General features: G+C 62.2%; 19 protein-coding genes and 3 pseudogenes. 8 read left to right on the forward strand and 14 right to left on the reverse strand.

Annotated features, from left to right (window positions below; translation table 11 throughout):
• Together xerC and PSH87_RS27610 are read left to right on the forward strand one after the other, a co-directional pair.
• Positions 1-900, forward strand: coding sequence for a tyrosine recombinase XerC (xerC, locus tag PSH87_RS27605; RefSeq protein WP_207040362.1), 900 nt, complete (start codon positions 1-3; stop codon positions 898-900).
• Complete coding sequence (locus PSH87_RS27610; RefSeq protein WP_305431816.1) at positions 897-1,592, forward strand: HAD family hydrolase; 696 nt, start codon at positions 897-899, stop codon at positions 1,590-1,592. The genes xerC and PSH87_RS27610 overlap by 4 nt, the downstream gene beginning before the upstream one ends.
• Positions 1,593-1,781: 189 nt before the next feature.
• Here PSH87_RS27610 and sutA read toward each other — a convergent pair whose 3' ends face one another.
• From sutA to glnK, 3 genes and pseudogenes are all read right to left on the reverse strand, one after another.
• The gene (gene sutA / locus PSH87_RS27615; RefSeq protein ID WP_305431817.1) at positions 1,782-2,117 is read right to left on the reverse strand and encodes a transcriptional regulator SutA; all 336 of its coding nucleotides are present in this window, start codon (positions 2,115-2,117) and stop codon (positions 1,782-1,784) included.
• 347 nt (positions 2,118-2,464) lie between these two features.
• Positions 2,465-3,805 (reverse strand): annotated as a pseudogene (locus PSH87_RS27620) (ammonium transporter).
• Positions 3,806-3,839: 34 nt separating this feature from the next.
• A complete protein-coding gene (gene glnK, locus PSH87_RS27625) occupies positions 3,840-4,178 on the reverse strand; it encodes a P-II family nitrogen regulator (RefSeq protein WP_002555808.1) in 339 nt (112 codons plus the stop codon).
• Positions 4,179-4,600: 422 nt separating this feature from the next.
• Here glnK and PSH87_RS27630 point away from each other — a divergent pair, with 422 nt between their 5' ends.
• Positions 4,601-4,864, forward strand: a complete 264-nt coding sequence (locus tag PSH87_RS27630; RefSeq protein WP_017736994.1) for an accessory factor UbiK family protein — start codon at positions 4,601-4,603, stop codon at positions 4,862-4,864.
• 155 nt (positions 4,865-5,019) lie between these two features.
• Positions 5,020-6,528, forward strand: a complete 1,509-nt coding sequence (locus tag PSH87_RS27635; RefSeq protein WP_305431820.1) for a YifB family Mg chelatase-like AAA ATPase — start codon at positions 5,020-5,022, stop codon at positions 6,526-6,528.
• A gap of 10 nt (positions 6,529-6,538) precedes the next feature.
• Here PSH87_RS27635 and PSH87_RS27640 read toward each other — a convergent pair whose 3' ends face one another.
• Both PSH87_RS27640 and PSH87_RS28955 read right to left on the reverse strand, forming a co-directional pair.
• A complete protein-coding gene (locus PSH87_RS27640) occupies positions 6,539-7,456 on the reverse strand; it encodes a benzoate/H(+) symporter BenE family transporter (RefSeq protein WP_370695287.1) in 918 nt (305 codons plus the stop codon).
• A 10-nt stretch (positions 7,457-7,466) separates the two neighbouring features.
• Positions 7,467-7,769: pseudogene (locus PSH87_RS28955) on the reverse strand (benzoate/H(+) symporter BenE family transporter); the annotation flags it as partial.
• 105 nt (positions 7,770-7,874) lie between these two features.
• On the opposite strand from PSH87_RS28955, the gene PSH87_RS27645 reads away from it, so the two are divergent.
• A complete protein-coding gene (locus PSH87_RS27645) occupies positions 7,875-9,374 on the forward strand; it encodes a PLP-dependent aminotransferase family protein (protein ID WP_305431821.1) in 1,500 nt (499 codons plus the stop codon).
• 25 nt (positions 9,375-9,399) lie between these two features.
• On the opposite strand, the gene PSH87_RS27650 is transcribed toward PSH87_RS27645, so the two are convergent.
• Both PSH87_RS27650 and PSH87_RS27655 read right to left on the reverse strand, forming a co-directional pair.
• Entirely contained in the window at positions 9,400-11,376 is a 1,977-nt protein-coding gene (locus PSH87_RS27650; protein WP_305431823.1) for a methyl-accepting chemotaxis protein, read from the reverse strand.
• Positions 11,377-11,556: 180 nt separating this feature from the next.
• Complete coding sequence (locus PSH87_RS27655) at positions 11,557-12,474, reverse strand: LysR substrate-binding domain-containing protein (protein ID WP_305431825.1); 918 nt, start codon at positions 12,472-12,474, stop codon at positions 11,557-11,559.
• A gap of 152 nt (positions 12,475-12,626) precedes the next feature.
• Between PSH87_RS27655 and PSH87_RS27660 the strand changes: the two genes are divergently transcribed.
• On the forward strand, positions 12,627-14,030 hold the full coding sequence (locus PSH87_RS27660) for a NorM family multidrug efflux MATE transporter (protein WP_305431826.1): 1,404 nt from the start codon (positions 12,627-12,629) through the stop codon (positions 14,028-14,030).
• 122 nt (positions 14,031-14,152) lie between these two features.
• On the opposite strand, the gene PSH87_RS27665 is transcribed toward PSH87_RS27660, so the two are convergent.
• On the reverse strand, positions 14,153-15,817 hold the full coding sequence (locus PSH87_RS27665; protein ID WP_026136910.1) for a bifunctional diguanylate cyclase/phosphodiesterase: 1,665 nt from the start codon (positions 15,815-15,817) through the stop codon (positions 14,153-14,155).
• Between the two features lie 255 nt (positions 15,818-16,072).
• Between PSH87_RS27665 and rep the strand changes: the two are divergent.
• Both rep and PSH87_RS27675 read left to right on the forward strand, forming a co-directional pair.
• Positions 16,073-18,083 (forward strand): annotated as a pseudogene (gene rep / locus PSH87_RS27670) (DNA helicase Rep).
• 58 nt (positions 18,084-18,141) lie between these two features.
• Positions 18,142-18,714, forward strand: coding sequence for a xanthine phosphoribosyltransferase (locus PSH87_RS27675; protein ID WP_010207474.1), 573 nt, complete (start codon positions 18,142-18,144; stop codon positions 18,712-18,714).
• 123 nt (positions 18,715-18,837) lie between these two features.
• Here the strand turns inward: PSH87_RS27675 and PSH87_RS27680 are convergent, their stop codons facing one another.
• From PSH87_RS27680 to dadA, 6 genes are all read right to left on the reverse strand, one after another.
• On the reverse strand, positions 18,838-20,760 hold the full coding sequence (locus tag PSH87_RS27680) for an acetyl-CoA hydrolase/transferase C-terminal domain-containing protein (protein WP_305431828.1): 1,923 nt from the start codon (positions 20,758-20,760) through the stop codon (positions 18,838-18,840).
• Positions 20,761-20,897: 137 nt separating this feature from the next.
• A complete protein-coding gene (locus PSH87_RS27685) occupies positions 20,898-21,308 on the reverse strand; it encodes a cytochrome c5 family protein (protein ID WP_026136673.1) in 411 nt (136 codons plus the stop codon).
• 180 nt (positions 21,309-21,488) lie between these two features.
• Positions 21,489-22,037 (reverse strand): cupin domain-containing protein, encoded by a 549-nt coding sequence (locus tag PSH87_RS27690; protein ID WP_003176893.1) that lies wholly within the window; start codon positions 22,035-22,037, stop codon positions 21,489-21,491.
• A 116-nt stretch (positions 22,038-22,153) separates the two neighbouring features.
• A complete protein-coding gene (gene alr, locus PSH87_RS27695; protein WP_305431830.1) occupies positions 22,154-23,227 on the reverse strand; it encodes an alanine racemase in 1,074 nt (357 codons plus the stop codon).
• 78 nt (positions 23,228-23,305) lie between these two features.
• A complete protein-coding gene (locus PSH87_RS27700; protein WP_017735777.1) occupies positions 23,306-23,659 on the reverse strand; it encodes a RidA family protein in 354 nt (117 codons plus the stop codon).
• A complete protein-coding gene (gene dadA / locus PSH87_RS27705) occupies positions 23,631-24,932 on the reverse strand; it encodes a D-amino acid dehydrogenase (protein WP_017735776.1) in 1,302 nt (433 codons plus the stop codon). Before dadA ends, PSH87_RS27700 begins: the two co-directional genes overlap by 29 nt.
• Positions 24,933-24,979 lie beyond the last annotated feature (47 nt).

Here is a 24,979-nt window from a genome sequence, read left to right on the forward strand (position 1 = left end):
ATGGAACGGCAACTGGACGCTTATTGCGCTCACCTGCGCAACGAGCGCCAGGTGTCGCCCCATACGCTGGAAGCCTACCGACGGGACTTGAACAAGGTCCTGGCGTTCTGCGAAAAACAACAGATCAGCAGCTGGAAAGCCCTGGATATCCAGAGCCTGCGCAGCCTGGTCGCACGCCTGCACCAGGCCGGTCAATCCTCGCCCAGCCTGTCGCGCCTGCTGTCGGCGGTACGCGGCCTCTATCACTATCTCAATCGCGAAGGGCTGTGCGACCACGACCCGGCCAACGGCCTGTCACCGCCCAAGGGCGAACGGCGCCTGCCCAAGACCCTCGACACCGACCGCGCCCTGCAACTGCTGGATGGTGCGGTCGAAGACGACTTCCTCGCCCATCGCGACCAGGCGATCCTGGAGCTGTTCTATTCCTCGGGCCTGCGCCTGTCGGAGCTGACCGGCCTGAACCTGGATCAACTGGACCTGGCGGACGGCCTGGTGCAGGTGCTCGGCAAGGGCAGCAAGACCCGCGTGCTGCCGGTGGGCCGCAAAGCCCGGGAAGCCTTGCAGCTGTGGCTGCCGTTGCGGCTGCTGACCAACCCGGCTGACGATGCGGTGTTTGTCAGCCAGCAGGGCCGGCGCCTGGGGCCACGCGCCATCCAGTTACGCGTCAAGGCCGCCGGCGAGCGCGAGCTGGGACAGAACCTGCACCCGCACATGCTGCGGCACTCGTTTGCCAGCCATATGCTGGAGTCGTCCCAGGACCTGCGCGCCGTGCAGGAACTGCTCGGCCATGCCGACATCAAGACCACGCAGATCTACACCCATCTGGATTTCCAACACCTGGCAACGGTGTACGACAGCGCCCATCCACGGGCCAAACGCATCAAGGGCGGCGACTCATGAGTATCAAGCTGATCACCTTCGACCTGGACGACACGCTCTGGGACAACGTACCCGTCATCATCAGCGCCGAAGCGTCGATGCGCGAATGGCTGGCCACCCATGCGCCAGAGGTCGGCGAGTTGCCGCTGGAGCATTTCGCCAACCTGCGCCAGCAGGTGCTGGAGCGCGATCCCGAGCTGAAACACCGCATCAGTATCCTGCGTCAGCGGGTGTTGACCCACGCCTTTGAAGAAGCCGGTTATCCACAACCCGAGGCCACGCAAATGGCCGATGTGTGCTTTGAAGCCTTCATCCATGCACGCCATCAGCTCACCCCGTTCCCTGAAGCCGTGCCGATGTTGCAAGCGCTGCGCCAGCACTTCCTGCTGGGCGTGATCACCAACGGCAATGCCGATGTGCAGCGCGTCGGCCTGGCCGATTACTTCCACTTTGCCCTGCGCGCCGAAGACATCGGCATCGCCAAGCCGGATGCGCGATTGTTCCAGGAGGCGATGAAGCGCGGCGGCGTGGAGGCCAGTGCGGCGGTGCATATTGGTGATCATCCGGGGGATGACATTGCCGGGGCGCAACAGGCGGGGCTGCGGGCGGTGTGGTTTAACCCGGCGGGCAAGGTGTGGGATGGGGAAAAAAACCCTGATGCACAGATTCGCAACTTGGCTGAACTTCCAGCGCTCCTCAAAAGCTGGAACTAACACCGGGCCCAATGTGGGAGCTGGCTTGCCTGCGATAGCGGTGGGCCAGGCACCACAGGGCTAACTGACAGACCGCCATCGCAGGCAAGCCAGCTCCCACAGGGTATTGCTGTGCCCTGATGAGTTTGTTCCAGACATGAAAAAGCCCGCAGCGACGGCGGGCTTTTTCCTACAAGCAGGTGGCTGACCTCAGATAGGTCGGCTGCCGTACTTGTTATCCGGCTTCTTCGGTGGATCAGCCACCACGTTGGCCTCGACTTCCTGCACTTTGCCGCCTTTAGCGAGGAATTCTTCCATCGCACGGGCCAACGCATCGCGCTCTTTGTTCTTGGCTTCAACGCTCGGCAGTTCGTCTACCGAAACAGCAGCCTTGGCTTTGCCTTTGGCTTTGGGTGCTGAGTCGCCGTCGCCACTGTCCTCGGCTTCGTCGGCACCGTCGTCAACGGCTGCTGCGTCAAGACCTTCATCGGTCTCGTCGTCGTCACCTACTTCGAGGTCATCGTTTTCCAGATCATCGTCGCTCATGTTCTACCTCATGACTTGCGAAAAGCAGATTAGTTATAGCCCAGCTTCATCCTCTGTCGAGGCCGCCGGAAAAAAATCAACATCCACTGGATAACCAGTGGCTTATGCCTCATCACCGCGAGAGATGGCGAGGACTTTACAAGCAGCGTCATGATCACGCTGCTCGCCCTGATAAATACAGTTTTGCGCCCATCGGCGCGCATTCTAGCGCGCTCTGGGAAAAAACAAAGTGCCGAATACGCCTACATGCCTGTAAGACATTCGCATGCGGGGGCACGTCGCGTGCTCTCTCTCACAAACACCAGACAAAAAAATGCCCGGCAAGCCGGGCATTTTTTTTCGCATACTTACAAGTTGTAGCCGCGTTCGTTGTGTTGCGCCAGGTCGAGGCCGACAGCCTCTTCCTCTTCGGTGACCCGCAGGCCCATGACCATGTCCAGCACCTTGAGGATGATGTAGGTCACGATCGCCGTGTAGATCACGGTGAAGCCGACGCCTTTGCACTGGATCCAGACCTGTGCAGCCACGTCAGTCACGGTGCCGAAGCCGCCCAATGCAGGGGCTGCGAACACACCGGTGAGGATCGCACCGACGATACCGCCGATACCGTGCACGCCGAATGCGTCCAGGGAGTCGTCGTAGCCCAGCTTGCGCTTGAGGCTGGTGGCGCAGAAGAAGCAGATCACACCGGCCACCAGGCCGATCACCAGGGCGCCCATCGGGCCCACGGTGCCCGCAGCTGGCGTGATTGCAACCAGGCCGGCGACCACGCCCGAGGCAATGCCCAGTGCGCTTGGCTTACCGTGGGTGATCCACTCGGCGAACATCCAGCCCAGCGCCGCCGCAGCGGTAGCGATCTGGGTGACCAGCATCGCCATGCCGGCGGTGCCGTTGGCTGCAGCGGCGGGAACCGGCGTTGAAGCCGAACCAGCCGATCCACAGCATGGCCGCACCGATCAGGGTGTAACCGAGGTTGTGCGGTGCCATTGGGGTGGTCGGGAAGCCTTTGCGCTTGCCGAGCACGATGCACGCCACCAGGCCAGCCACACCGGCGTTGATGTGCACCACGGTGCCGCCGGCGAAGTCCAGCACACCCCAGTCCCACATCAGGCCGCCGTTGCCGCTCCAGACCATGTGCGCAATCGGCGCATAAACCAGGGTGAACCAGATAGCCATGAAGATCAGCATCGCGGAGAACTTCATGCGCTCGGCGAAGGCACCGACGATCAGGGCCGGGGTGATGATGGCGAAAGTCATCTGGAAGGTGATGAACACCGCTTCCGGGAACAGCGCCGCAGGCCCGGTGATGCTGGCCGGGGTCACGCCCGCCAGGAACGCCTTGCCCATGCCGCCGAAGAAGGAGTTGAAGTTGACCACACCCTGTTCCATACCGGTGGTATCGAACGCGATGCTGTAGCCGTAGACAAACCCACAGAATGCTGATAAGGCCAGTGATGGCGAAGCACTGCATCATCACCGACAGAATATTCTTGGAGCGGACCATGCCGCCGTAGAACAGCGCCAGGCCAGGGATGGTCATGAACAGCACCAAAGCGGTGGCCGTCAGCATCCAGGCGGTGTCGCCGGAATTGAGGACTGGAGCAGCCACTTCGTCTGCCGCCATGGCCAGGCTTGGCATTACGATGGACAACAGGGGCTCCGAGCCCTGCGAATTTACGCAGAGTCATATTGTTTTCTCCTGGGGCGTTGGGGTTTGGCGGCTTAGATTGCGTCGGTATCGGTTTCGCCGGTACGGATGCGAATAGCCTGTTCCAGATTGACCACGAAGATCTTGCCGTCACCGATCTTGCCGGTGTTGGCCGCCTTGGTTATCGCCTCGATAACCCGGTCAAGATCCTTGTCGTCAATGGCGACATCAATCTTCACCTTCGGCAGGAAATCGACCACGTATTCCGCGCCGCGATACAGCTCGGTGTGACCCTTCTGCCGACCGAAGCCTTTGACCTCAGTGACGGTAATGCCCTGCACGCCGATCTCGGACAACGACTCGCGTACATCGTCCAACTTGAACGGCTTGATGATGGCAGTGACTAGCTTCATGAAAACTCTCTCCCGAATTGGTGGACTTGCCCCAGGAAAACAAACCCGTCTCAAGTCTAAGCGCAGTGCCTGGCTTTGTAACGCGTCGTCGCGAAGGCAATTGCCTTTGTGACGCCAGCGATCCACTGGTGACGAAACCTGTACCCCTGATCCGTCGGCGCACTGCATTCGTCACAGCGACTGCATCAGTGCATGGGTCATGATCGTCTAAGCAGAAACCTTGCCAGCTCCGTAAAAATCACTGAAATCAGTCCTTTGCCCACGTTTGCCCAGCTATGGGGTGTTTTGGCGACGGCAATGCGCACAAAAACAGTGCGCCGCCGTACGGCACGTTGCGCGAAAATCGTGCGCTGGCGGCGGTAAAAAAGACTATAGACGCCGCGTGATACACTGCCGGCCAACAGTTTCTCGGAATATTTCCCATGCTCGCGCCCAAAGACCTCCTCGACGCCCTGAGCGGCCACGCCTCTCGCCTGTTCAGCGGCGACACCCCGCTGCCCCGCACTGAAATCGAAAGCCAGTTCAAGGCGCTGCTGCAAAGCGGCTTCAGCAAGCTCGACCTGGTGAGCCGGGAAGAGTTTGACAGCCAGATGGTCGTACTGGCCCGCACCCGTGCGCGGCTTGAGAGCCTGGAAGCGAAAGTCGCCGAACTGGAAGCGCGGTTGACGCCGCCACCTGCTGAATAAACACGGTCCATGTGGGAGCTGGCTTGCCTGCTCCCACATTTGCCCTGTGCTGCCTCGCGGATACGTTCTGTAAAACCTCCCCCGCCTCGCTCTTCCCCACCTCGTCTACCCTTGAAAAACCGCAGGAAGCGGCCTCTCCATTTCAAGGAACGATCATGTCCCTCGCCATCGTCCACAGCCGCGCCCAGGTCGGCGTTGAAGCCCCGGCGGTCACCGTCGAAGTGCATATGGCCAATGGTCTGCCATCACTTACCCTGGTGGGCCTGCCCGAAACCGCCGTCAAGGAAAGCAAGGACCGCGTACGCAGCGCCATCCTCAATAGCGCACTGCAATACCCATCCCGCCGCATCACTCTCAACCTCGCGCCCGCCGACCTGCCCAAGGACGGCGGGCGTTTTGATCTGGCGATAGCCCTGGGCATCCTGGCCGCCAGTGTGCAGGTGCCGGCGCTGATGCTCGATGAAGTGGAATGCCTGGGCGAACTGGCGCTGTCCGGCGAGGTGCGCGCGGTGAAGGGTGTATTGCCAGCGGCATTGGCGGCGCGCAAGGCCGGGCGCACCGTCATAGTGCCCAGGGCGAATGCCGAGGAAGCGTGCCTGGCGTCAGGCTTGAAGGTGATTGCGGTGGATCACCTGTTGCAGGTCGTTGCGTACCTGAACGGGCACCAACCGATTGAACCCTACAAGTCCGATGGCTTGTTGTACTTGAACAAGCCATACCCGGACTTGAGCGAAGTTCAGGGCCAATTGGCTGCCAAGCGCGCGCTGTTGATTGCGGCAGCGGGCGCCCACAACCTGCTGTTCAGCGGGCCGCCCGGCACCGGCAAGACCTTGCTCGCCAGCCGCCTGCCCGGCTTGTTGCCGCCACTGAGCGAGCAGGAAGCGTTGGAAGTGGCGGCGATTCAATCCGTGGTCAGCCTGGCACCCCTGAGCCATTGGCCGCACCGACCGTTTCGTCAGCCGCACCATTCCGCGTCAGGCCCGGCCTTGGTCGGCGGCGGATCAAAGCCGCAACCGGGGGAAATCACCCTGGCCCATCACGGCGTATTGTTTCTGGATGAGTTGCCAGAGTTTGATCGCAAGGTGCTGGAGGTTCTGCGCGAGCCCTTGGAATCGGGGCACATCGTCATTTCCCGCGCCCGCGACCGGGTGAGCTTCCCCGCGCGCTTTCAATTGGTGGCCGCGATGAACCCCTGCCCCTGTGGCTACATGGGCGAACCCAGCGGGCGCTGTCGCTGTACGCCGGAGCAGGTCCAACGCTATCGCAACAGACTCTCGGGGCCGTTGCTGGACCGCATCGACCTGCACCTGACCGTCGCCCGGGAGACCACCGCATTGACCCCGGCGGCGCAAACCGGCGACAACACGGCCACCGCGTCAGCGCTGGTGGCACAGGCCCGGGAGCGCCAGCAAAATCGCCAGGGCTGCGCCAATGCGTTCCTGGATTTGCCCGGGCTGCGCCAGCATTGCGCGCTGTCCAAGCCCGATGAAGCCTGGCTGGAAAGCGCGTGCGAGCGGCTGACCCTGTCCCTGCGTGCCGCGCACCGGCTGCTGAAAGTCGCGCGCACCCTGGCGGACCTGGAGCACACACAGACGATCGGTCGCCAACACATTGCCGAAGCCCTGCAATACCGACCAGCAGCGTGCAGCCCGGCTGATCACTGATAGGCAAGCCTTATTGCGTGGCGCCCTTGATCGAATCGTCTGCTGCCGTCCTTCTCCTTGGCAGGCGGCCATTGAGCAGCGCATACGCCGCCAGCCCGATCAACAGCCCCCAAAACGCCCCGCCTATGCCCAACAGGGTGATATTGGCGGCGCACGCCAGAAAGGTAATCAGCGATGCTTCACGGGATTTGGCGTCCGCCATGGCGCTGGCCAGGCTGGCGCCGATGGTACCGAGCAACGCCAACCCTGCCAGTGTCGAAATGAAGGTGGCCGGGAAGGCCATGAACACCGCGGCCAGCGTTACCCCGAAGACACCGACGAGAATGTAGAACACACCTGCGGCAACCCCCGCGATCCAACGTTTGGACGCGTCCTGCGAGGCTTCCTTGCCGGTACAGATGGCGGCAGTGATGGCCGCCACGTTGAACGCGTGGGAGCCAAAGGGCGCCATTAACAGCGAGCCCAACCCCGTTACCGTGAGGATCGGGTTGGCGCTGATCCTGAAACCGTCGTTGCGCAGCACCAGCATGCCCGGCATGTACTGCCCCGTCAGCGTGATCAGAAACAGCGGCAGTGCCACGCTGAGCAGCGCGTTGAGCGAAAACTCAGGCGGGGTGAACACCGGCGCCGCCAATTGCAGGGATAGCCCCGAAAGATCCACACGTTCCTGCGTCAACAGAAACGCCAGCCCCAGCACCAGAATGCCCACGACGGCATAACGTGCGGTGAACCGCTTGAGCAGGATGTAAGCGGCGATCAGCAACCCGACCAACAGCGGGTCGAGGCTCATGCCCGCAAACGCGCCCACACCGAACGGCAGCAGGATACCGGCGAGCAGCGCGGCGGCGATGCCTGGCGGAATCAAGCGGATGAACTTTTCGAAACAGCCCGACAACCCCAGCAACACAAAGGCAGCAGCTGACAGCATGTACGCACCGACCGCCTCGGCGTAGGGCGTCGTGGCCAGCGCAACCACCCAGAAACGCCGCCGCAGGCGTCGACCACGCGGTAATGATCGGCTGGCGGTTTGCCCAACTCAGATACAGCCCGGTGACGCCAACACCAATCGACACCGACCACACCCACGACGCCGTCAGCTCAGGACTGAGCCCCGCAACCCTGGCCGCCTGGAACACCAGGATGAAGGTGCCGCCATAATTGACGATCACCGAAATGAGGCCGGCAATCACCGGGTGGAAAAGGTCGCGCCAATGCAGCGGCGACGATAGCGGAGAAGACATGGGGCTTTGCTCCTTGCGGTGGATAGGTGATAGCAGCAAGCGTTAAAGTCTACGGACAGACTGGCCTGCCACTACCGGCCAATTCATCAGGGATGAGCAGACCGCATGGCAAAAACATTCGAGCTGGAAACGCTGCAGATACGGCTCAATGACGCTGAATTCCACCTGCTGGACCTGCATCTGCGCATCCAGCGCGCATTGCGGGCGCTGATCCTCGACGGCGCACTCGCGCCCGGCCTGAAGCTGCCGGCAACGCGGGTGCTGGCCACATCACTGGGGCTTGCCCGCGACACGGTGGAAAACGCCTACATCCAGTTACACCGCGATGGCTTCATCGTGCGGCGCGCAGGCTCTGGCAGTTATGTGTGCGATGCCATCGGCACCGAATTGCGCGGCGCCTCACGCCGACGCATCAAGGCCGAAGCCGTCAAAAGCAGCGAGGCAGCGAACGGCGCCGGCTTGAGCCATCGCGGGCAGATGATCCTCGACAGCGGCGGCGTGAACGATCAACAGGTCAGCAAGGCGTTTGCCACCGGACTGCCGGAAACCCGGACATTTGCGACGGACGTCTGGGAGCGCCTGCAACGCCAGGTGCTGAAGGACCATCGCAGCAACGTGCTGTTGCACGGCGACCCGCAAGGGGCTGAGCCGCTGCGTAAAGCCATCGCCACCTACTTGAATCTGGAGCGTGGGGCGCAATGCTCGCCTGACCAGGTCCTGGTGCTGAGCAGCACGCGCCAGGCGCTATTCCTCTGCGCACAGTTGCTGGTGGACGTCGGCCAACCGATCCTGCTGGAAAACCCGGGGTACTTCGGCGCGAAAAAGGCGTTTGAAACCGCCGAGGCCAAGGCTGTGCCGATCGATGTGGATGAACAGGGCATCCGCACCGACCTGCTGCACGTCGACCGCAGCGGCGCCCCGTGCGTGTATGTGACGCCCTCCCACCAATACCCGACCGGCGCCACGCTAGCCCTGGAACGGCGTCTTGAGTTGATCAACTGGGCAGCGCAACAAGGCAAGTGGATCATCGAGGATGACTACGACAGCGAGTTTCACTACCAGGGCAAGCCCACCGCCTGCGTGCAGGGCCTGGACAAGTACCGCCGCACGCTCTACATCGGCACTTTCAGCAAGACCCTCTACCCCGGCCTGCGCATGGGCTACATGGTGCTGCCCGCCGAACTGGTCAAAGCCTTCACCTATGCCCGCAGCATGATGGACGGCCACACCCCGCAGATCCTGCAACTGACGCTGGCGCGCTTTATGGAAGACGGGCATTACAACGCCCACGTACGGGCCATGCGCAAACTCTACGGCGCACGCCAAGCGATCATGTTGGAGGCTATCGACAAGCACCTGCACGCTGTGGTGACAGCCTGTCGCCCGCCGGGCGGGCTGCAAATCCCGTGCTTGTTGCACGAAGGCTGGTCGGAAGAAACCACCATTCGCCAAGCCGCCAGCGCGGGTGTGCAGTTGCCGGGTCTCAGCCGGTTGTATGCCGGCGCGGAAAAAAAGCAGGGCTGGCTGCTGGGCTATTCATCCTTGAACGCCCATGAAATCGAAACCGCCATGGTGCGCTTGGCCGGTGCGCTGAAAAAACCATAAGGAACCGGACGCGCCTCGTTTGCCGTCAACGGAAGCGGTCAACCTCTTGGCGCAAGCCTGCCGCCAACGTCTCCAGCTCCTTGGCCGTAATCGCCAGGTTCGACACCACTTCACGCTGCTCGCTGTTGGCCAGCGCAATGCTCTGCAAGTTGCTGCTGAGCAACGTCGCCGTGCTGCTCTGTTCCTGGGTCGCCGTGGTAATCGCGGCAAACTGCTGCCCCGCCGAGCGGCTTTGCTCGTCGATACGTGCCAGGGCCGAGGCCACGTCGGCGTTGCGCGACAAGCCTTCCTGCATCAGCACATTGCCGTGTTCCATGGTGGTGATGGCGTTGCCGGTTTCCTGCTGGATGCTCTGGATCATCGCGGAAATCTCGTCGGTGGCCTCGCGGGTGCGCGACGCCAGGTTGCGCACCTCATCGGCAACCACGGCAAACCCACGGCCCTGTTCACCGGCGCGGGCGGCTTCGATGGCGGCGTTGAGTGCCAGCAGGTTGGTCTGGTCGGCGATGGAGGTGATCGTGCCGACAATCCCGCCGATCTCCTGGGAACGCTGGCCAAGGGTGTTGATCACGGTGGCCGTGCTGTTCAGCGCGGTGGCGATATGTTCCAGGGACGACGAGGCCTCTTGCATCGAGTTGCGGCCGATGCGCGTCTGCTGGGCGTTTTCCTGGGCGAGGCGCTCGGTGTTGCCCATGTTGTCGGCAATGTTCAGCGAAGTGGCGCTGAACTCTTCCACGGCGCCGGCCATGCTGGTGATCTCGCCAGACTGCTGCTCCATGCCTTCATAGGCACCGCCGGACAACCCGGACAGCGCCTGCGCCCGGCTGTTGACCTCTTCGGCCGCCTTGCGGATATGCGAGACCATGGTCGACAACGCTTCGCCCATCTGGTTGAAGCTGCGCGCCAGTTGGCCGATTTCGTCATGGCTGGACACGTTCAGGCGTGCGCTCAGATCACCAGCACCCAAGGCCTCGGCCTGGCGCACCAGGTCGCTCAACGGCTGCAATTTGCTGCGCAGCAGCCAGACGGCCGCACCGACCGCCAGCAGCATCGCCAACACGCTGCCGATCACCAGACGAATGCCTACGGCCCAGGTAACTGCGCGGATTTCAGCCTTCGGCATGCTTGCCACCACCGACCACGGGCCGCCCTCGAACGGCACCGCGACGCTGTAGAAGTCTTCGTTCTTGTCGCTCCAGAAGCGTCCGGCACCCGGCTTTTTCGCCAGGTCGAGGATCACCGGAACCGCTTGGTCCAGCGCCTGCACGCCTGCCGGTGGCACCAGCCACTTCTTCTGCTCATCGAGCAAGGCCAGGGAGCCGGTCTGGCCGATGCGGAAGCGCTTGAGGTTGTCGAACTGGGCGTTCTGCGCGTCGGTGTAATCGAAGCCTACAAACAGCACGGCGATGACTTTTCCTGCACTGTCGCGTACCGGCGTGTACTGGGTCATGTAGGAACGTTCGAACAACACCGCACGGCCGACATAGCTCTGCCCGGCCAGCAAGCGTTGATAGGCCGGATGCTGGTGATCCAGCGCCGTGCCGATGGCGCGGCTGCCATCCTGCTTGGTCAGGGAGGTGCTGACGCGGATAAAGTCCTCGCCGTTGCGCACAAACACCGTGGCCACGCCGCCCGAGGTGTCCTTGAACTCATCGACTTCGGCGAAATCGTTGTTCAACAGGTCGCTGCCCAGGAACAGGCTCGGGGTCTGTACGCCGGCCACAGTCACTGGCTGGTCGGCACGCACACTCAAACCGGCGCCGAAGCGCTTTTCGAACAGCCCGCTCAAACGCTGGGTGCTTTCGCGCAAGGTGCTGTGGAAGGTATTGAGTTGGTCGGCGAGCAGGCGTGCTTCGCTGGCCAGGTGCTCCTCGCGGGTTTCGAGGTTGGCAGAGTCGAGGGAACGCAAGGCAAACACGGTGCTGCCGCTGATGACAACAGCCAGAATCACGGCGAGTGCGAGGCCCAGCTGGGAGGCAATCCGAGCGCGAGGTTGAGACATGACAGCTCCTGGCCGAGGCCAGGATCATCCTGATCTCATAGCGCTGCTCGGCAATTTATCTAGTGGGAAGCGTTGGGGCACGATGGTTCCAACACACCTACTTCGGCGTGCCAGGGCAATACTTGAGCGATTCACAGGGTTATCGCGCAAACGATTGCATGAACGGTGCGCAACGCGTCATTACAGGCGCTCGACCTGGGGCAATTCCATGGCCTTGACCTCGCTTTGCAGGAAGTCCGCCAGGCGCCGCAGCCGCTCACCGCCGGGGCGGGTTTTCGGCCACACCAGGTAGTAACTTTCCCCACTGGCCACGGCGGTGGGCCACGGCAGGCTCAGGCGCCCCTGGGCCACGTCTTCGGCGACCATCAACAAATCCCCCATGGACACGCCGTAGCCCCGCGCGGCGGCGATCATGCCCAGTTCAAGGGTGTCGAACACCTGCCCGCCCTTGAGCGAGACCTGCGAAGACAAGCCCATGCGCCCCAGCCAACTGCGCCAGTCGCGGCGGTCGGGCGTGGGATGCAGCAACTCGGCCGTCGCCAGGCGCGCCGCATCCCACGGACCCTCGTCCAGCAGGTTCGGCGCGCCGACCGGGATCAGCAACTCTGGATAGAGGTAGCACGCGTCCCAATCCGCCGGGAAATGCCCGTAGCTCAACAACACCGCGCAGTCGAAAGGCTCCTGGTTGAAGTCCACTTCATCCACGTTCATCCACGCGCTGGTCAGTTGCACTTCGTTGCCCGTCTGCAAGGCGCGGAAACGGCTGAGCCGCGCCAGCAGCCAGCGCATGGTCAGGGTCGAAGGTGCTTTCATGCGCAGGATGTCATCTTCGGCGTTCAAGGTATGGCAGGCGCGCTCCAGTGCCGCAAACCCTTCACGCACGCCGGGCAACAACAGGCGCGCGGCCTCCGTGAGCTGCAAGGTGCGGCCGCTGCGCTGGAACAGGCGGCAGGCGAAATGATCCTCAAGGGTGCGGATATGCCGGCTCACCGCACTTTGCGTAATCGACAGTTCCTCCGCCGCACGGGTGAAGGAGTTGTGCCGGGAGGCGGCTTCGAAGGCCCGCAGGGCGTAAAGAGGAGGAAGACGACGGGACATGAGGAAAGCTCCGACAGCAGGATGACGAAACCCTACCAGAATCAATCAGGCATGAGTTTTAATCATGCGAACGATCGCTTTTATCCCTTTGTGCAATCGGCCGAGAGCGCCGAGAATCAACCCTTCCACAACCCTCTGACTATTTGAGCGTGATGATCATGCAGCATCCAGCACGTACCGAACTCTGGGCCATTCTGCGGCTGTCGGGGCCGTTGATTGCCTCACAGTTGGCGCACATGCTGATGGTGTTGACCGACACCCTGATGATGGCGCGCCTGAGCCCCGAAGCCCTGGCCGGCGGCGGCCTGGGCGCGGCCAGCTATTCGTTCGTGGCGATTTTCTGCATCGGCGTGATTGCCGCCGTGGGCACCCTGGTGGCGATTCGTCACGGCGCGGGCGATATCGAAGGCGCCACCCGCCTGACCCAGGCCGGGCTGTGGCTCGCCATGCTGATGGCCCTGGCGGCGGCGTTGCTGCTGTGGAACCTCAAGCCCGTGCTGCTGATGTTTGGCCAGACCGAAACCAACGTGCAGGCGGCGGGGCAATTCCTCACGATCCTGCCCTTCGCCCTGCCCGGCTACCTGAGTTTCATGGCCTTGCGCGGCTTCACCAGCGCCATCGGCAAAGCCACGCCGGTGATGGTCATCAGCCTGTGCGGCACGGTGATCAACTACCTGCTCAACCATGCCTTGATCGAGGGCATGTTCGGCCTGCCGAAACTGGGCTTGATGGGCATCGGCCTGGTCACGGCCATCGTCGCCAACGGCATGGCCCTGGCGCTGATGTGGTACATCCGCAGCAACCGCGCGTATGCCGCTTACCCGCTGGGCACGGGCCTGCTGCGCCTCAACACTACATATCTGCGCGAGCTGTGGCGCCTGGGCCTGCCGATTGGCGGCACCTATGCGGTCGAAGTCGGGTTGTTCGCCTTCGCGGCGCTGTGCATGGGCACCATGGGCAGCACGCAGTTGGCGGCGCATCAGATTGCCCTGCAGATTGTCTCGGTGGCGTTCATGGTGCCGGCGGGGATGTCCTACGCGGTGACCATGCGCATCGGCCAGCACTACGGCGCCGGGCAGTTGCTGCAGGCGCGCCTGGCTGGCCGGGTCGGCATCGGTTTTGGGGCAACGGTGATGCTCGGGTTTGCCGCCGTGTTCTGGTTGTTGTCCGACCCGCTGATCGGGCTGTTCCTTGACCACAATGACCCGGCGTTCCACGACGTGATCGTGCTGGCCGTCAGCCTGTTGGCCGTGGCGGCGTGGTTTGAATTGTTCGACGGGGTGCAGACCATCGCCATGGGTTGTATCCGTGGGTTGAAGGACGCCAAGACCACCTTCCTGGTGGGCCTGGGTTGCTACTGGCTGATCGGCGCGCCAGCGGCGTGGCTGATGGCGTTCACCCTGGGCTGGGGGCCGACCGGCGTGTGGTGGGGCCTGGCGCTGGGGCTGGCGTGTGCGGCGGTGAGCCTGACGTGGGCGTTTGAGGCGAAGATGAAGCGGATGATTCGGCGGGAGCCGCAGGTACATCCGCAATTCCAGGCTGCGCTACCGGACTAGAAAATGTACGCGGTCAATGTGGGAGCTGGCTTGCCTGCGATGCTGACAACTCGGTCTTCCAGCAAAACCGAGGTGATTCAATCGCAGGCAAGCCAGCTCCCACAGTTAACCGGGTTTGCAATTCAGCCAAGCAGTGCTTCCCGGCCTTTGCCATAGGTGAGGTACTCCACCAGTTCCGGCAACGGCAACGGCTTGCTGATCAGATACCCCTGGGCCTGGTCACACCCAAACAACCGCAACAACGCCAGCTGCTCAGGGGTTTCCACACCCTCGGCCACCACTTCCAGGTTGAGGTTGTGGGCCAGGTTGATCATCGCGTGCACCAGCTTGCGGTTCTCTTCGCGCTCTTCCATGCCGCCGACAAAGCTCTTGTCGATCTTCAACAAGGCAATGGGCAGGCTGTTGAGGTGCACGAACGATGAGAACCCGGTGCCGAAGTCATCCAGGGAAAAGCGCACGCCGAGGCGGCCGAGGGCGTCCATGGTCTGCTTGACCAGGTCGCTGCGGCGCATCACGGCGGTTTCCGTCAGCTCGAATTCCAGCCATTGCGCTTCCACGCCACGTTCGGCAATCAGCCGGCTGAGGGTGGACAGCAACTGGCTGTCCTGGAACTGGCGGAACGACAGGTTGACCGCCATGTGCAGCGGCGGCAGGCCGCGTTCGCGCAAGTCCTGCATATCGCGCAGGGCGCGGGAGATCACCCAGTAGCCCAGCGGCACGATCAGGCCGCTTTGCTCGGCCAGAGGCACGAACTCGCTGGGCGGCAGCAGGCCACGTTCGCCGTGGCGCCAGCGCACCAGGGCTTCGAGGCCGACGATATGCCCGTCGTCCAGGTCCAGGCGCGGCTGGTAGTGCAGCTCCAGCTCATCGCGACGCAAGGCCCGGCGCAGTTCACTTTCCAGGTCGGCCAGGCTGCGCGCGTTGCGGTTGATGCGTTCGTTGAAGATATGAAAGGTGCAGCCCTGGGTGCTTTTGGCTTGCTGCATGGCGATATGCGCGTGCCACATCAGCGGGTCGGCGCCAGCGCTGGCACGGGCGTGGGCCACGCCCAGGCTGCAACCGATCAGCAGGCTTTCGCCATCCACCCAATAAGGTTCGGCCATGACTTCGGTGATGCGCTCGGCCATCCACTCGGCGCGCTGGGGCGCACGGCGGGTGTCGATCAGCAGGGCGAATTCATCGCTGCCCAGGCGCGCCAGTTGATCGCCGGCCTCCAGCTGGCTCTTGAGCCGCGAGACCACTTGCAGGATCAACCGGTCGCCGGCCTGGTGGCCGAGGGCGTCGTTGGCGTGGCGGAAGTTGTCGAGGTCCAGGTGACCGAGGGCCAGGCCGCGCCCTTCGTTTTCGGCCAGCCGCGCCGCCAGCAGGGTCTGGAAACCCTGGCGGTTGGCGATACCGGTGAGCGGGTCCTGTTCGGCCAGGCGTTGCAGGGTGGTTTCCAACACACCGCGTTCGCGCACATGGCGCAGGCAGCGGCGCAGGGTGTCGGCGTCCAAGGCGCTCTGCACCAGCCAGTCGCTGACGCCCAGCGGCGAGACCAGCGGTTCCTGCTCCAGCAGCAATACGCACGGCAAGCTACATCGGCCAGGGCCGGGTTGCAGGCCTGGCGTGGTCAATAGCACGGCACCGTGGTCGTCATCGAACAGACGACTTACGGAGTCCCAATTTGGTGCACTGATCAGCACAGCCCCATCGCCCATCGGCGCCAGGCACTCGCGCAACAACGCTGCCCACGCGGGCTCATCGGCCAGCAGCAGCAAACGCAAGGGTTCGACAGGCGTAGACAAGCTAGCTCCCTAGACTCTGCAAGAATTCGTTGGCGGCGGGCATTATGACGTGCGGCCTGATAATCACCAATGATAGGGGTTATCAAACACGCAGGTTGTAAACATTAGTCTCAATTGCCCTGACATCCTGCGGCAAAGTAGCAAAACCGGCAAATTTAGATCGAGTGGTACGTCACACTGTCGTTCTGACAGAGCAGAATCCTGCCAGCCTGTTAAAATGCCCGCCCTTTTGAATAACGACTCCTAAAATTCTGTATGTCCCGACTCAATCCCCGGCAGCAAGAAGCCGTGAACTACGTCGGCGGCCCTCTATTGGTGCTCGCCGGTGCTGGCTCCGGCAAGACCAGCGTGATCACCCGCAAGATCGCGCACCTGATCCAGAACTGCGGCATCCGCGCCCAGTACATCGTCGCCATGACCTTTACCAACAAGGCGGCGCGGGAAATGAAAGAGCGCGTCGGCACCCTGCTCAAGGGTGGCGAAGGCCGTGGCCTCACCGTGTGTACCTTCCACAACCTGGGCCTGAACATCATCCGCAAGGAACATGCTCGCCTTGGCTACAAGCCCGGTTTCTCGATCTTCGACGAGACCGATGTGAAGTCGCTGATGACTGACATCATGCAGAAGGAATACGCAGGCGACGACGGCGTGGACGAGATCAAGAACATGATCGGCGCCTGGAAAAACGACCTGATCCTGCCGCCCCAGGCCCTGGAAAACGCACGCAACCCCAAGGAACAGACCGCCGCCATCGTCTACACCCACTACCAGCGCACGCTCAAGGCGTTCAACGCGGTGGACTTCGACGACCTGATCCTGCTGCCCGTGAAGCTGTTCGAGGAACACGCCGACATCCTCGAAAAATGGCAGAACAAGGTGCGCTACCTGCTGGTGGACGAATACCAGGACACCAACGCCAGCCAGTACCTGCTGGTGAAAATGCTCATCGGCAAGCGCAACCAGTTCACCGTGGTGGGCGACGACGACCAATCGATCTACGCCTGGCGCGGTGCGCGCCCGGAAAACCTGATGCTGCTCAAGGACGACTACCCGTCCCTGAAAGTGGTGATGCTGGAGCAGAACTACCGCTCCACCAGCCGCATCCTGCGCTGCGCCAACGTGCTGATCTCGAACAACCCCCACGAGTTTGAAAAACAACTGTGGAGTGAGATGGGCCACGGCGACGAGATCCGCGTGATCCGCTGCCGTAACGAAGACGCCGAAGCCGAGCGCGTGGCCGTCGAGTTGTTGACCTTGCACCTGCGCACCGACCGGCCCTACAGCGACTTTGCGATCCTGTATCGCGGCAACTACCAGGCCAAGCTGATCGAGCTGAAGCTGCAGCATCACCAGATTCCGTATCGCCTGTCGGGCGGCAACAGCTTTTTCGGACGCCAGGAAGTGAAAGACCTGATGGCCTACTTCCGGCTGATCGTGAACCCGGACGACGACAACGCCTTCCTGCGCGTGATCAACGTGCCGCGCCGCGAGATCGGTTCCACCACCCTGGAAAAGCTCGGCAACTATGCGACCGAACGCAAGATCTCGATGTACGCCGCCACCGACGAAATCGGCCTGGGCGAACACCTGGACACCCGTTTCACCGACCGCCTGTCGCGCTTCAAGCGCTTCATGGACAAGGTCCGCGAACAGTGCGCCGGCGAAGACCCGATCAGCGCCCTGCGCAGCATGGTCATGGACATCGACTATGAAAACTGGCTGCGCACCAACAGTTCCAGCGACAAGGCCGCGGATTACCGCATGGGCAACGTCTGGTTCCTGATCGAAGCGCTGAAGAACACCCTGGAAAAAGACGAAGACGGCGAGATGACCGTCGAAGACGCCATCGGCAAGCTGGTGCTGCGCGACATGCTGGAGCGCCAGCAGGAAGAGGAAGACGGCGCCGAAGGTGTGCAGATGATGACCTTGCATGCGTCCAAGGGCCTGGAATTTTCCCTACGTGTTCATCATGGGCATGGAAGAGGAAATCCTCCCACACCGCTCCAGTATCGAAGCTGACACCATCGAAGAAGAACGCCGACTGGCCTACGTGGGCATTACCCGCGCTCGCCAGACCCTGGCCTTCACCTTTGCCGCCAAGCGCAAGCAATACGGCGAAATCATCGATTGTGCCCCCAGCCGGTTCCTCGACGAACTGCCGCCGGACGACCTGGCCTGGGAAGGCAATGACGACACCCCGACCGAGGTGAAGGCCGTTCGCGGCAACACCGCCTTGGCGGACATACGCGCGATGTTAAAGCGCTAGAATCGACTACTTTTTAATCTACTTTCGGCGCGCATTGCGTCAACAGAGGAAGCTTTTCGTGGAAGCACTGCACAAGAAAATTCGCGAAGAAGGCATCGTGCTTTCCGATCAGGTACTCAAGGTCGACGCCTTTCTGAACCACCAGATCGATCCGGCGCTGATGAAACTGATCGGCGACGAATTCGCTGCGCTGTTCAAGGATTCGGGCATCACCAAGATCGTCACCATCGAAGCCTCGGGCATTGCGCCGGCGATCATGACCGGCCTGAACCTGGGCGTACCGGTGATTTTCGCGCGCAAGCAGCAGTCCCTGACGCTGACGGAAAACCTGCTGTCGGCGACGGTTTACTCCTTCACCAAGAAGGTCGAAAGCACTGTGGCGATCTCCCCGCGCCACCTGACCAGCAGCGACCGCGTGCTGGTGATCGATGACTTCCTGGCCAACGGCAAGGCGTCCCAGGCGCTGATTTCGATCATCAAGCAGGCCGGCGCGACCGTTGCCGGCTTGGGGATCGTGATCGAGAAGTCGTTCCAGGGTGGCCGTGCGGAGCTGGATGCGCAGGGGTATCGGGTTGAGTCGCTGGCGCGGGTGAAGTCGCTGGCGGGTGGTGTCGTGACCTTTATCGAGTAAGGGCACGGTTAAAAATGTGGGAGCTGGCTTGCCTGCGATAGCGGTGGTACAGCGACATTGATGTCGCCTGACACTCCGCTATCGCAGGCAAGCCAGCTCCCACAGTTGGTTTTGGGTGGCCTGTTAGGTTGCGGTGGCCTGTAGACCGGCGAGCAACAGCCGCTGATACAGGTCCTCTTTGAGCCCCTCCGGGCTATCCAACCCCATCCGCCTCAAATGCCCGGGAAACACCTCCGGCTCCGGCGCATCCAACGCCGCCTTGCCCAACTCCAGAATCTCCGTCAGCTTGAATTTGCTCTTGAGCCAATTCAACGCGCGCAACAAATCCCGCTCTTCATCGCTGAAATCGCTGCCCAGCGGATACTCCGGGAACAACCGCTGATGCCGCGCCTGAATCGCCTGGAGGCGCTCCGGCGTGTTGTCGGCAAAGCGCACATCCAACTGGAAATCCTTGGGCAACTTGCCGGCCTTTTGCGCTTGCTCGATCAAGTCGTGTTGAAAGCGTGAGTCGGTGATATTGAGCAACGCCTCGATCACCTTGGCATCCGTCTGACCGCGCAAATCGGCGATTCCGTACTCGGTGATGACGATATCCCGCAGGTGCCGAGGAATGGTGCAGTGGCCGTAGTCCCACACAATATTGGAACTGACCTCCCCCGCCGACTCACGCCAGCTGCGCAGGATCAGGATCGACCGCGCACCGTCCAGCGCATGGCCCTGGGCCACGAAGTTGTACTGCCCGCCGACGCCACTGAGCACGCGGCCGTCTTCCAACTGGTCGGCCACACCGGCGCCGAGCAAGGTCACCATGATCGCGCTGTTGATAAACCGCGCATCCAGGCGTTGCAGGCGCTTGAGTTGTTCCTGGCCATACAGCTCGTTGATGTAGCTGATGCGGGTCATGTTGAATTCAACGCGCTTGTCGTGGGTCATTTCCTGCAAGCGCTGGTAAAAACTGCGCGGGCCCAGGAAGAAGCCGCCATGGATCGACACGCCATCAGATTGTGCCGCCTCATCGAGCAGGCCGGCATTGGCTTGCGCCTGGGTCGCCACATCCGGGTAGACCTTGCGCCGCACAATCCCGGCATCCGCCAGCACCAGCAGGCCGTTGACGAACATTTCGCTGCAACCGTAAAGGCCACGGGCGAAGGGATCGACGCCGCCTTCACGGCTGATCAGCGGCGCCCATTGGTACACATCGAGGTCGCTCAGCAGTAAACGATAGGCTTCGTTGTCGGCCTGGCGCGCCAACAGTGCAGCGGTGAGCGCATCACCCATGGAGCCGATGCCGATCTGCAAGGTGCCGCCATCGCGCACCAGGGTGCTGGCGTGCAGGCCGATGAAGTGATCCTGGAACCCCACCGGCATATTCGGCGTGGAGAACAGCGTGGTGCTGTCTTTTTCGTCGATCAGGTAATCGAACGCGTCCATGCCTAGCTCGGAATCGCCGGGCATGTAGGGCAGATCGGTATGGACCTGGCCGACGATCAGGACGGTTTCCCCGGCATCGCGGCGCTTGGCGATCATCGGCAGCAGGTCGAGGGTGATGTCCGGGTTGCAACTGAGACTCAGCCGATCGGGGTGTTCGCTGCTGCTGGCCACCAGTTGCGCCACCAGGTTCAGGCCGGCGGCGTTGATATCGCGGGCGGCGTGGCTGTAGTTGCTGCTCACGTAGTCCTGCTGGGCCGAGGTGCTATGGAGCAGGCTGCCGGGCTGCATGAAGAACTGCTGAACGTGGATGTTTTTGGGCAGGCTGTCTTTGCGCAGGGCGGCGAGGAAATCCAGCTCGGGGTAATCACCAAACACCCGCTCGATAAAGGGTTCGAGAAAGCGCTTCTGCAAGCCGTCGCCCAGCGGTGGGCGGCCCAGGCTGAGTGCGGTGTAGATCGTCAGCGCCCGCTCCGGCAGCTTGGCGATGCGCCGGTACAGCGCATTGACGAACAAATTGGGCTTGCCCAACCCGAGCGGCATGCCCATGTGGATATGCGCCGGCAAGCGCGCCAGTACGTCGTCAACTGCCTGCTCGATTGAACACAACTGCACCATCCGACCCTCCTGAACATTCCGTGATTAGGGGTTGGACAGAGAGTGGCGGGTGTTTGCTGCAAAGAACAGCCCTGAAACAAAAATCGCGGGAACAAAAAAGCCGCTCGTAAGCGGCATTTTTGCCGAAGATCGGCGGATTAGAGCCCGGACATCTTCTTGATGGCGCCTTTAAGGTCGTCATCCGAGCAATCAGCGCAGGTGCCTTTCGGCGGCATGGCGTTGATACCGGTGATCGCCTTGGCCAGGATGCCGTCGAGGCCGCCCTGGTGATCAGCGCGTTCTTTCCAGGCCGCCGTGTCGCCGATTTTCGGCGCACCCAGCAGGCCAGTGCTGTGGCAGGCATTGCAGTGCTTGGCGATGATCTCGTCCGGGGTTTTCGCCCCGCCGCCGCCCGCTACCACGGCGACTTCCATGCCCTTGCATTCCTGGCCCTGGACGCAAACCTGGCCAACAGGCTCAAGGCGCTTGGCAATATCATCATTGGTCGCAGCTTGAGCGCTGACAGCCCATAGGGCCAGTACGGTTGCTGGTGCAGCCAGCATTTTCATAATTAGGTTCACGCGTTCACCCTCAATGGTGGCTATTCACGCCTGCGGCCACGGTTTCGCAGGCGGCGAAAGTATAACGGTTAGCCCGCCTGGCCGAAACAACCCTATTAAATAAAGGGAGATTCGACCACGCGGATACTGCTACGGGAGTCGCTGCAACGCTGGCAGGACGCCTCTTCTTTAGAAGTTCGCGGGTGTGGCTGCGCTGATTAGTCGCGCCGGCACGTCGAACGGATTGCGAAAACGATGGGGCTTGGTGCTTTCAAAGTAGTAGCTATCGCCAGCTTCGAGCACAAAAGTTTCAAGACCGACCACCAATTCCAGGCGACCCTCCACCAGAATCCCGGTTTCCTCGCCTTCGTGGGTAAGCATTTCTTCGCCCGTGTCGGCGCCCGGCGGGTAGATTTCGTTGAGAAACGCAATCGCCCGGCTAGGGTGCGCCCGGCCTACCAGTTTCATGGTCACGGCGCCGTCGGAGATGTCGATCAGCTCATTGGCTTTATAGACGATCTGCGTCGGTATTTCCTGGAGGATTTCCTCGGAAAAGAACTCGACCATGGACATGGGGATGCCGCCCAGCACCTTGCGCAAGGAGCTGATCGAGGGGCTGACGCTGTTTTTTTCGATCATCGAAATGGTGCTGTTGGTGACACCCGCGCGCTTGGCGAGCTCACGCTGGGAAAGACCCTTCAGTTTACGGATGGATTGCAGTCGTTCGCCGACGTCCAATGCGGGTGCCTCCTAGGGTTCAGGCTTTGTTGTAATTGAGCGTTATCATGGCGACAGCGTTCAGTATTTACAACACTTGGGCCTAAATCCCAGGCGGCGACGTTCGTCCCAAGCGGTCAGTCGCCGGAATAGAGCCTTGGCACCCGGCGCAGGTTGCAGAATATCTGGTACGGAATGGTTTCAGCAGCCACCGCGATGTCGCTGGCGAGGATGTTTTTGCCCCACAGCTCCACCGTGGAACCGAGGCCGGCCTGGGGCACGTCCGTCAGGTCGACGCACAGCATGTCCATGGACACACGACCGAGCAATTGGCTGCGCTGCCCGGCCACCAGCACCGGCGTGCCGGTTGGCGCATGGCGCGGGTAGCCGTCGGCATAGCCCATGGCAACCACGCCGATGCGCATCGGCTTGGGCGTGATGAACCGGGCGCCGTAACCGACCGGCTCGCCGGCTGGCAGTTCACGAACGCAGATCACTTTCGATTCGAGGGTCATCACCGGCTGCAATCGCGCGGCCACGGCCTGGTCTTCGCCAAACGGCGTGGCGCCGTAGAGCATGATGCCGGGGCGTACCCAATCGCTGACGACGTTCGGCCAGCCCATCACCGACGGCGAGTTGCGCAGGCTGACCTCGGCCGCCAAGCCCTGGCGCGCCGCTTCGAATACCGCGACTTGCTCATCGCTGCGCACGCAATCGAGTTCATCGGCGCGGGCGAAGTGGCTCATCAACACGATCTTCGCGACCTTGCCGCTGGCCAGCAGGCGCTGGTACGCCTCGTGGTAGTCCTTGGGATGCAGGCCGACGCGGTGCATGCCCGAATCCAGCTTGAGCCAGATGGTCAACGGTTTGCTCAGCCGGGCCTGTTCGATCGCGTCCAGCTGCCACAGCGAATGCACCACACACCACAGGTCATGCTCGTTGATCAGCGGGAGTTCACTGGCTTCGAAAAAACCTTCCAGCAGCAATACCGGCGCACGAATACCGGCGGCGCGCAGCTCCAATGCTTCTTCGATGCAGGCCACGGCAAAGCCGTCGGCCTCGGCTTCCAGCGCCTGGGCCACGCGCACGGCGCCATGGCCGTAGGCATCGGCCTTGACCACGGCAAGGGCCTTGGCCCCCGTGACTTCACGGGCCAATTGGTAGTTATGGCGCAGGGCTTGGAGATCGATCAGGGCACGGGCAGGACGCATGGCGGCAGGCTTCTAGGCGGCAGAGTGAAAAAAAACCGGTGCCGCCCAATAACGTCGGCACCGGGAGAGGATCTGGGTTTACGGCAGCGCGGCCACGACGGACAGCTCCACCAGAATTTCCGGTTCGCACAGCTTGGCTTCAACCGTGGCGCGGGCCGGGGCGACGCCTTTGGGCAGCCACTTGTCCCACACCGCGTTCATGCCGGCGAAATCGGCATCGATGTCCTTCAAGTAGATCGTCACCGACAGCAACCGGGTCTTGTCGGTACCGGCCAGGTCCAGCAAACGCTCGATATTGGCCAGGGTTTCACGGGTCTGCTGTTCAATCCCGGCATTCATGTCGTCGCCGACTTGCCCGGCCAGATACACGGTACCGCTGTGGACAACGATCTGGCTCATGCGCTCATTGGTGAGCTGGCGCTGGATTGACATGTTTTGCGGACTCCTGGTGGTTGCCGTAACGGGAAATATCGAGGCCGGCGGCGCTGATCTGTGGGGTTTTCTTCGCCATCAGGTCGGCCAGCAAGCGGCCCGAGCCACAGGCCATGGTCCAACCGAGGGTGCCGTGGCCGGTGTTCAGGAACAGGTTCTTGAACGGCGTGGCACCGACAATCGGCGTGCCGTCGGGTGTGGTTGGGCGCAGGCCGGTCCAGAAGGTGGCTTCGGCCAGATCGCCGCCCTGAGGATAAAGGTCGTTGACGATCATCTCCAGGGTTTCGCGCCGGCGCGGGTTCAGCGACAGGTCAAAACCGGCGATTTCCGCCATGCCGCCGACGCGGATGCGGTTGTCGAAACGGGTGATCGCGACCTTGTAGGTCTCGTCGAGAATGGTCGAGGTCGGTGCCATCGCCGGGTTGGTGATCGGCACGGTCAACGAGTAACCCTTGAGCGGGTACACCGGTGCCTTGATCCCCAGTGGCTTGAGCAGCTTCGGCGAGTAGCTGCCGAGGGCCAGCACGTAGCGGTCGGCGGTTTCCAGCTTGCCGTCGATCCACACGCCGTTGATGCGCTCACCGGCATAGTCGAGGCGCTGGATGTCTTGTTCAAAGCGGAACTCCACACCCAGCTGCTTGCACATCTCGGCCAGGCGCGTGGTGAACATCTGGCAGTCGCCGGTCTGGTCATTCGGCAGGCGCAGGGCACCGGCGAGGATGTCGGTGACACTGGCCAGGGCCGGCTCTACACGGGCGATGCCGGCGCGGTCGAGCAGTTCGAACGGCACGCCGGACTCTTTCAGCACGGCGATGTCCTTGGCGGCGCCATCCAGCTGGGCCTGGGTGCGGAACAGTTGGGTAGTCCCCAGGCTACGGCCTTCGTAGGCAATACCGGTTTCGGCACGCAGCTCGTCGAGGCAGTCACGGCTGTACTCGGACAGGCGCACCATGCGCTCTTTGTTCACGGCATAGCGGCTGGCGGTGCAGTTGCGCAGCATCTGCGCCATCCACAGGTACTGGTCGATGTCGGCGGTGGCCTTGATCGCCAGCGGCGCATGGCGTTGCAGCAGCCACTTGATGGCCTTGAGCGGCACACCCGGCGCGGCCCAGGGCGAGGCGTAGCCTGGGGACACCTGGCCGGCGTTGGCGAAACTGGTTTCCATCGCAGCGGCGGGCTGACGGTCAACCACGACCACTTCAAAGCCGGCCCGCGCCAAATAGTAGGCACTGGTCACACCAATGACGCCACTACCCAAGACCAGAACGCGCATTTTTATATCCTCATCGCGGCTTGACCGCCGACGTGTGTTATTCGAGC

This window comes from Pseudomonas sp. FP453 (assembly GCF_030687495.1).
Lineage (GTDB): Bacteria > Pseudomonadota > Gammaproteobacteria > Pseudomonadales > Pseudomonadaceae > Aquipseudomonas.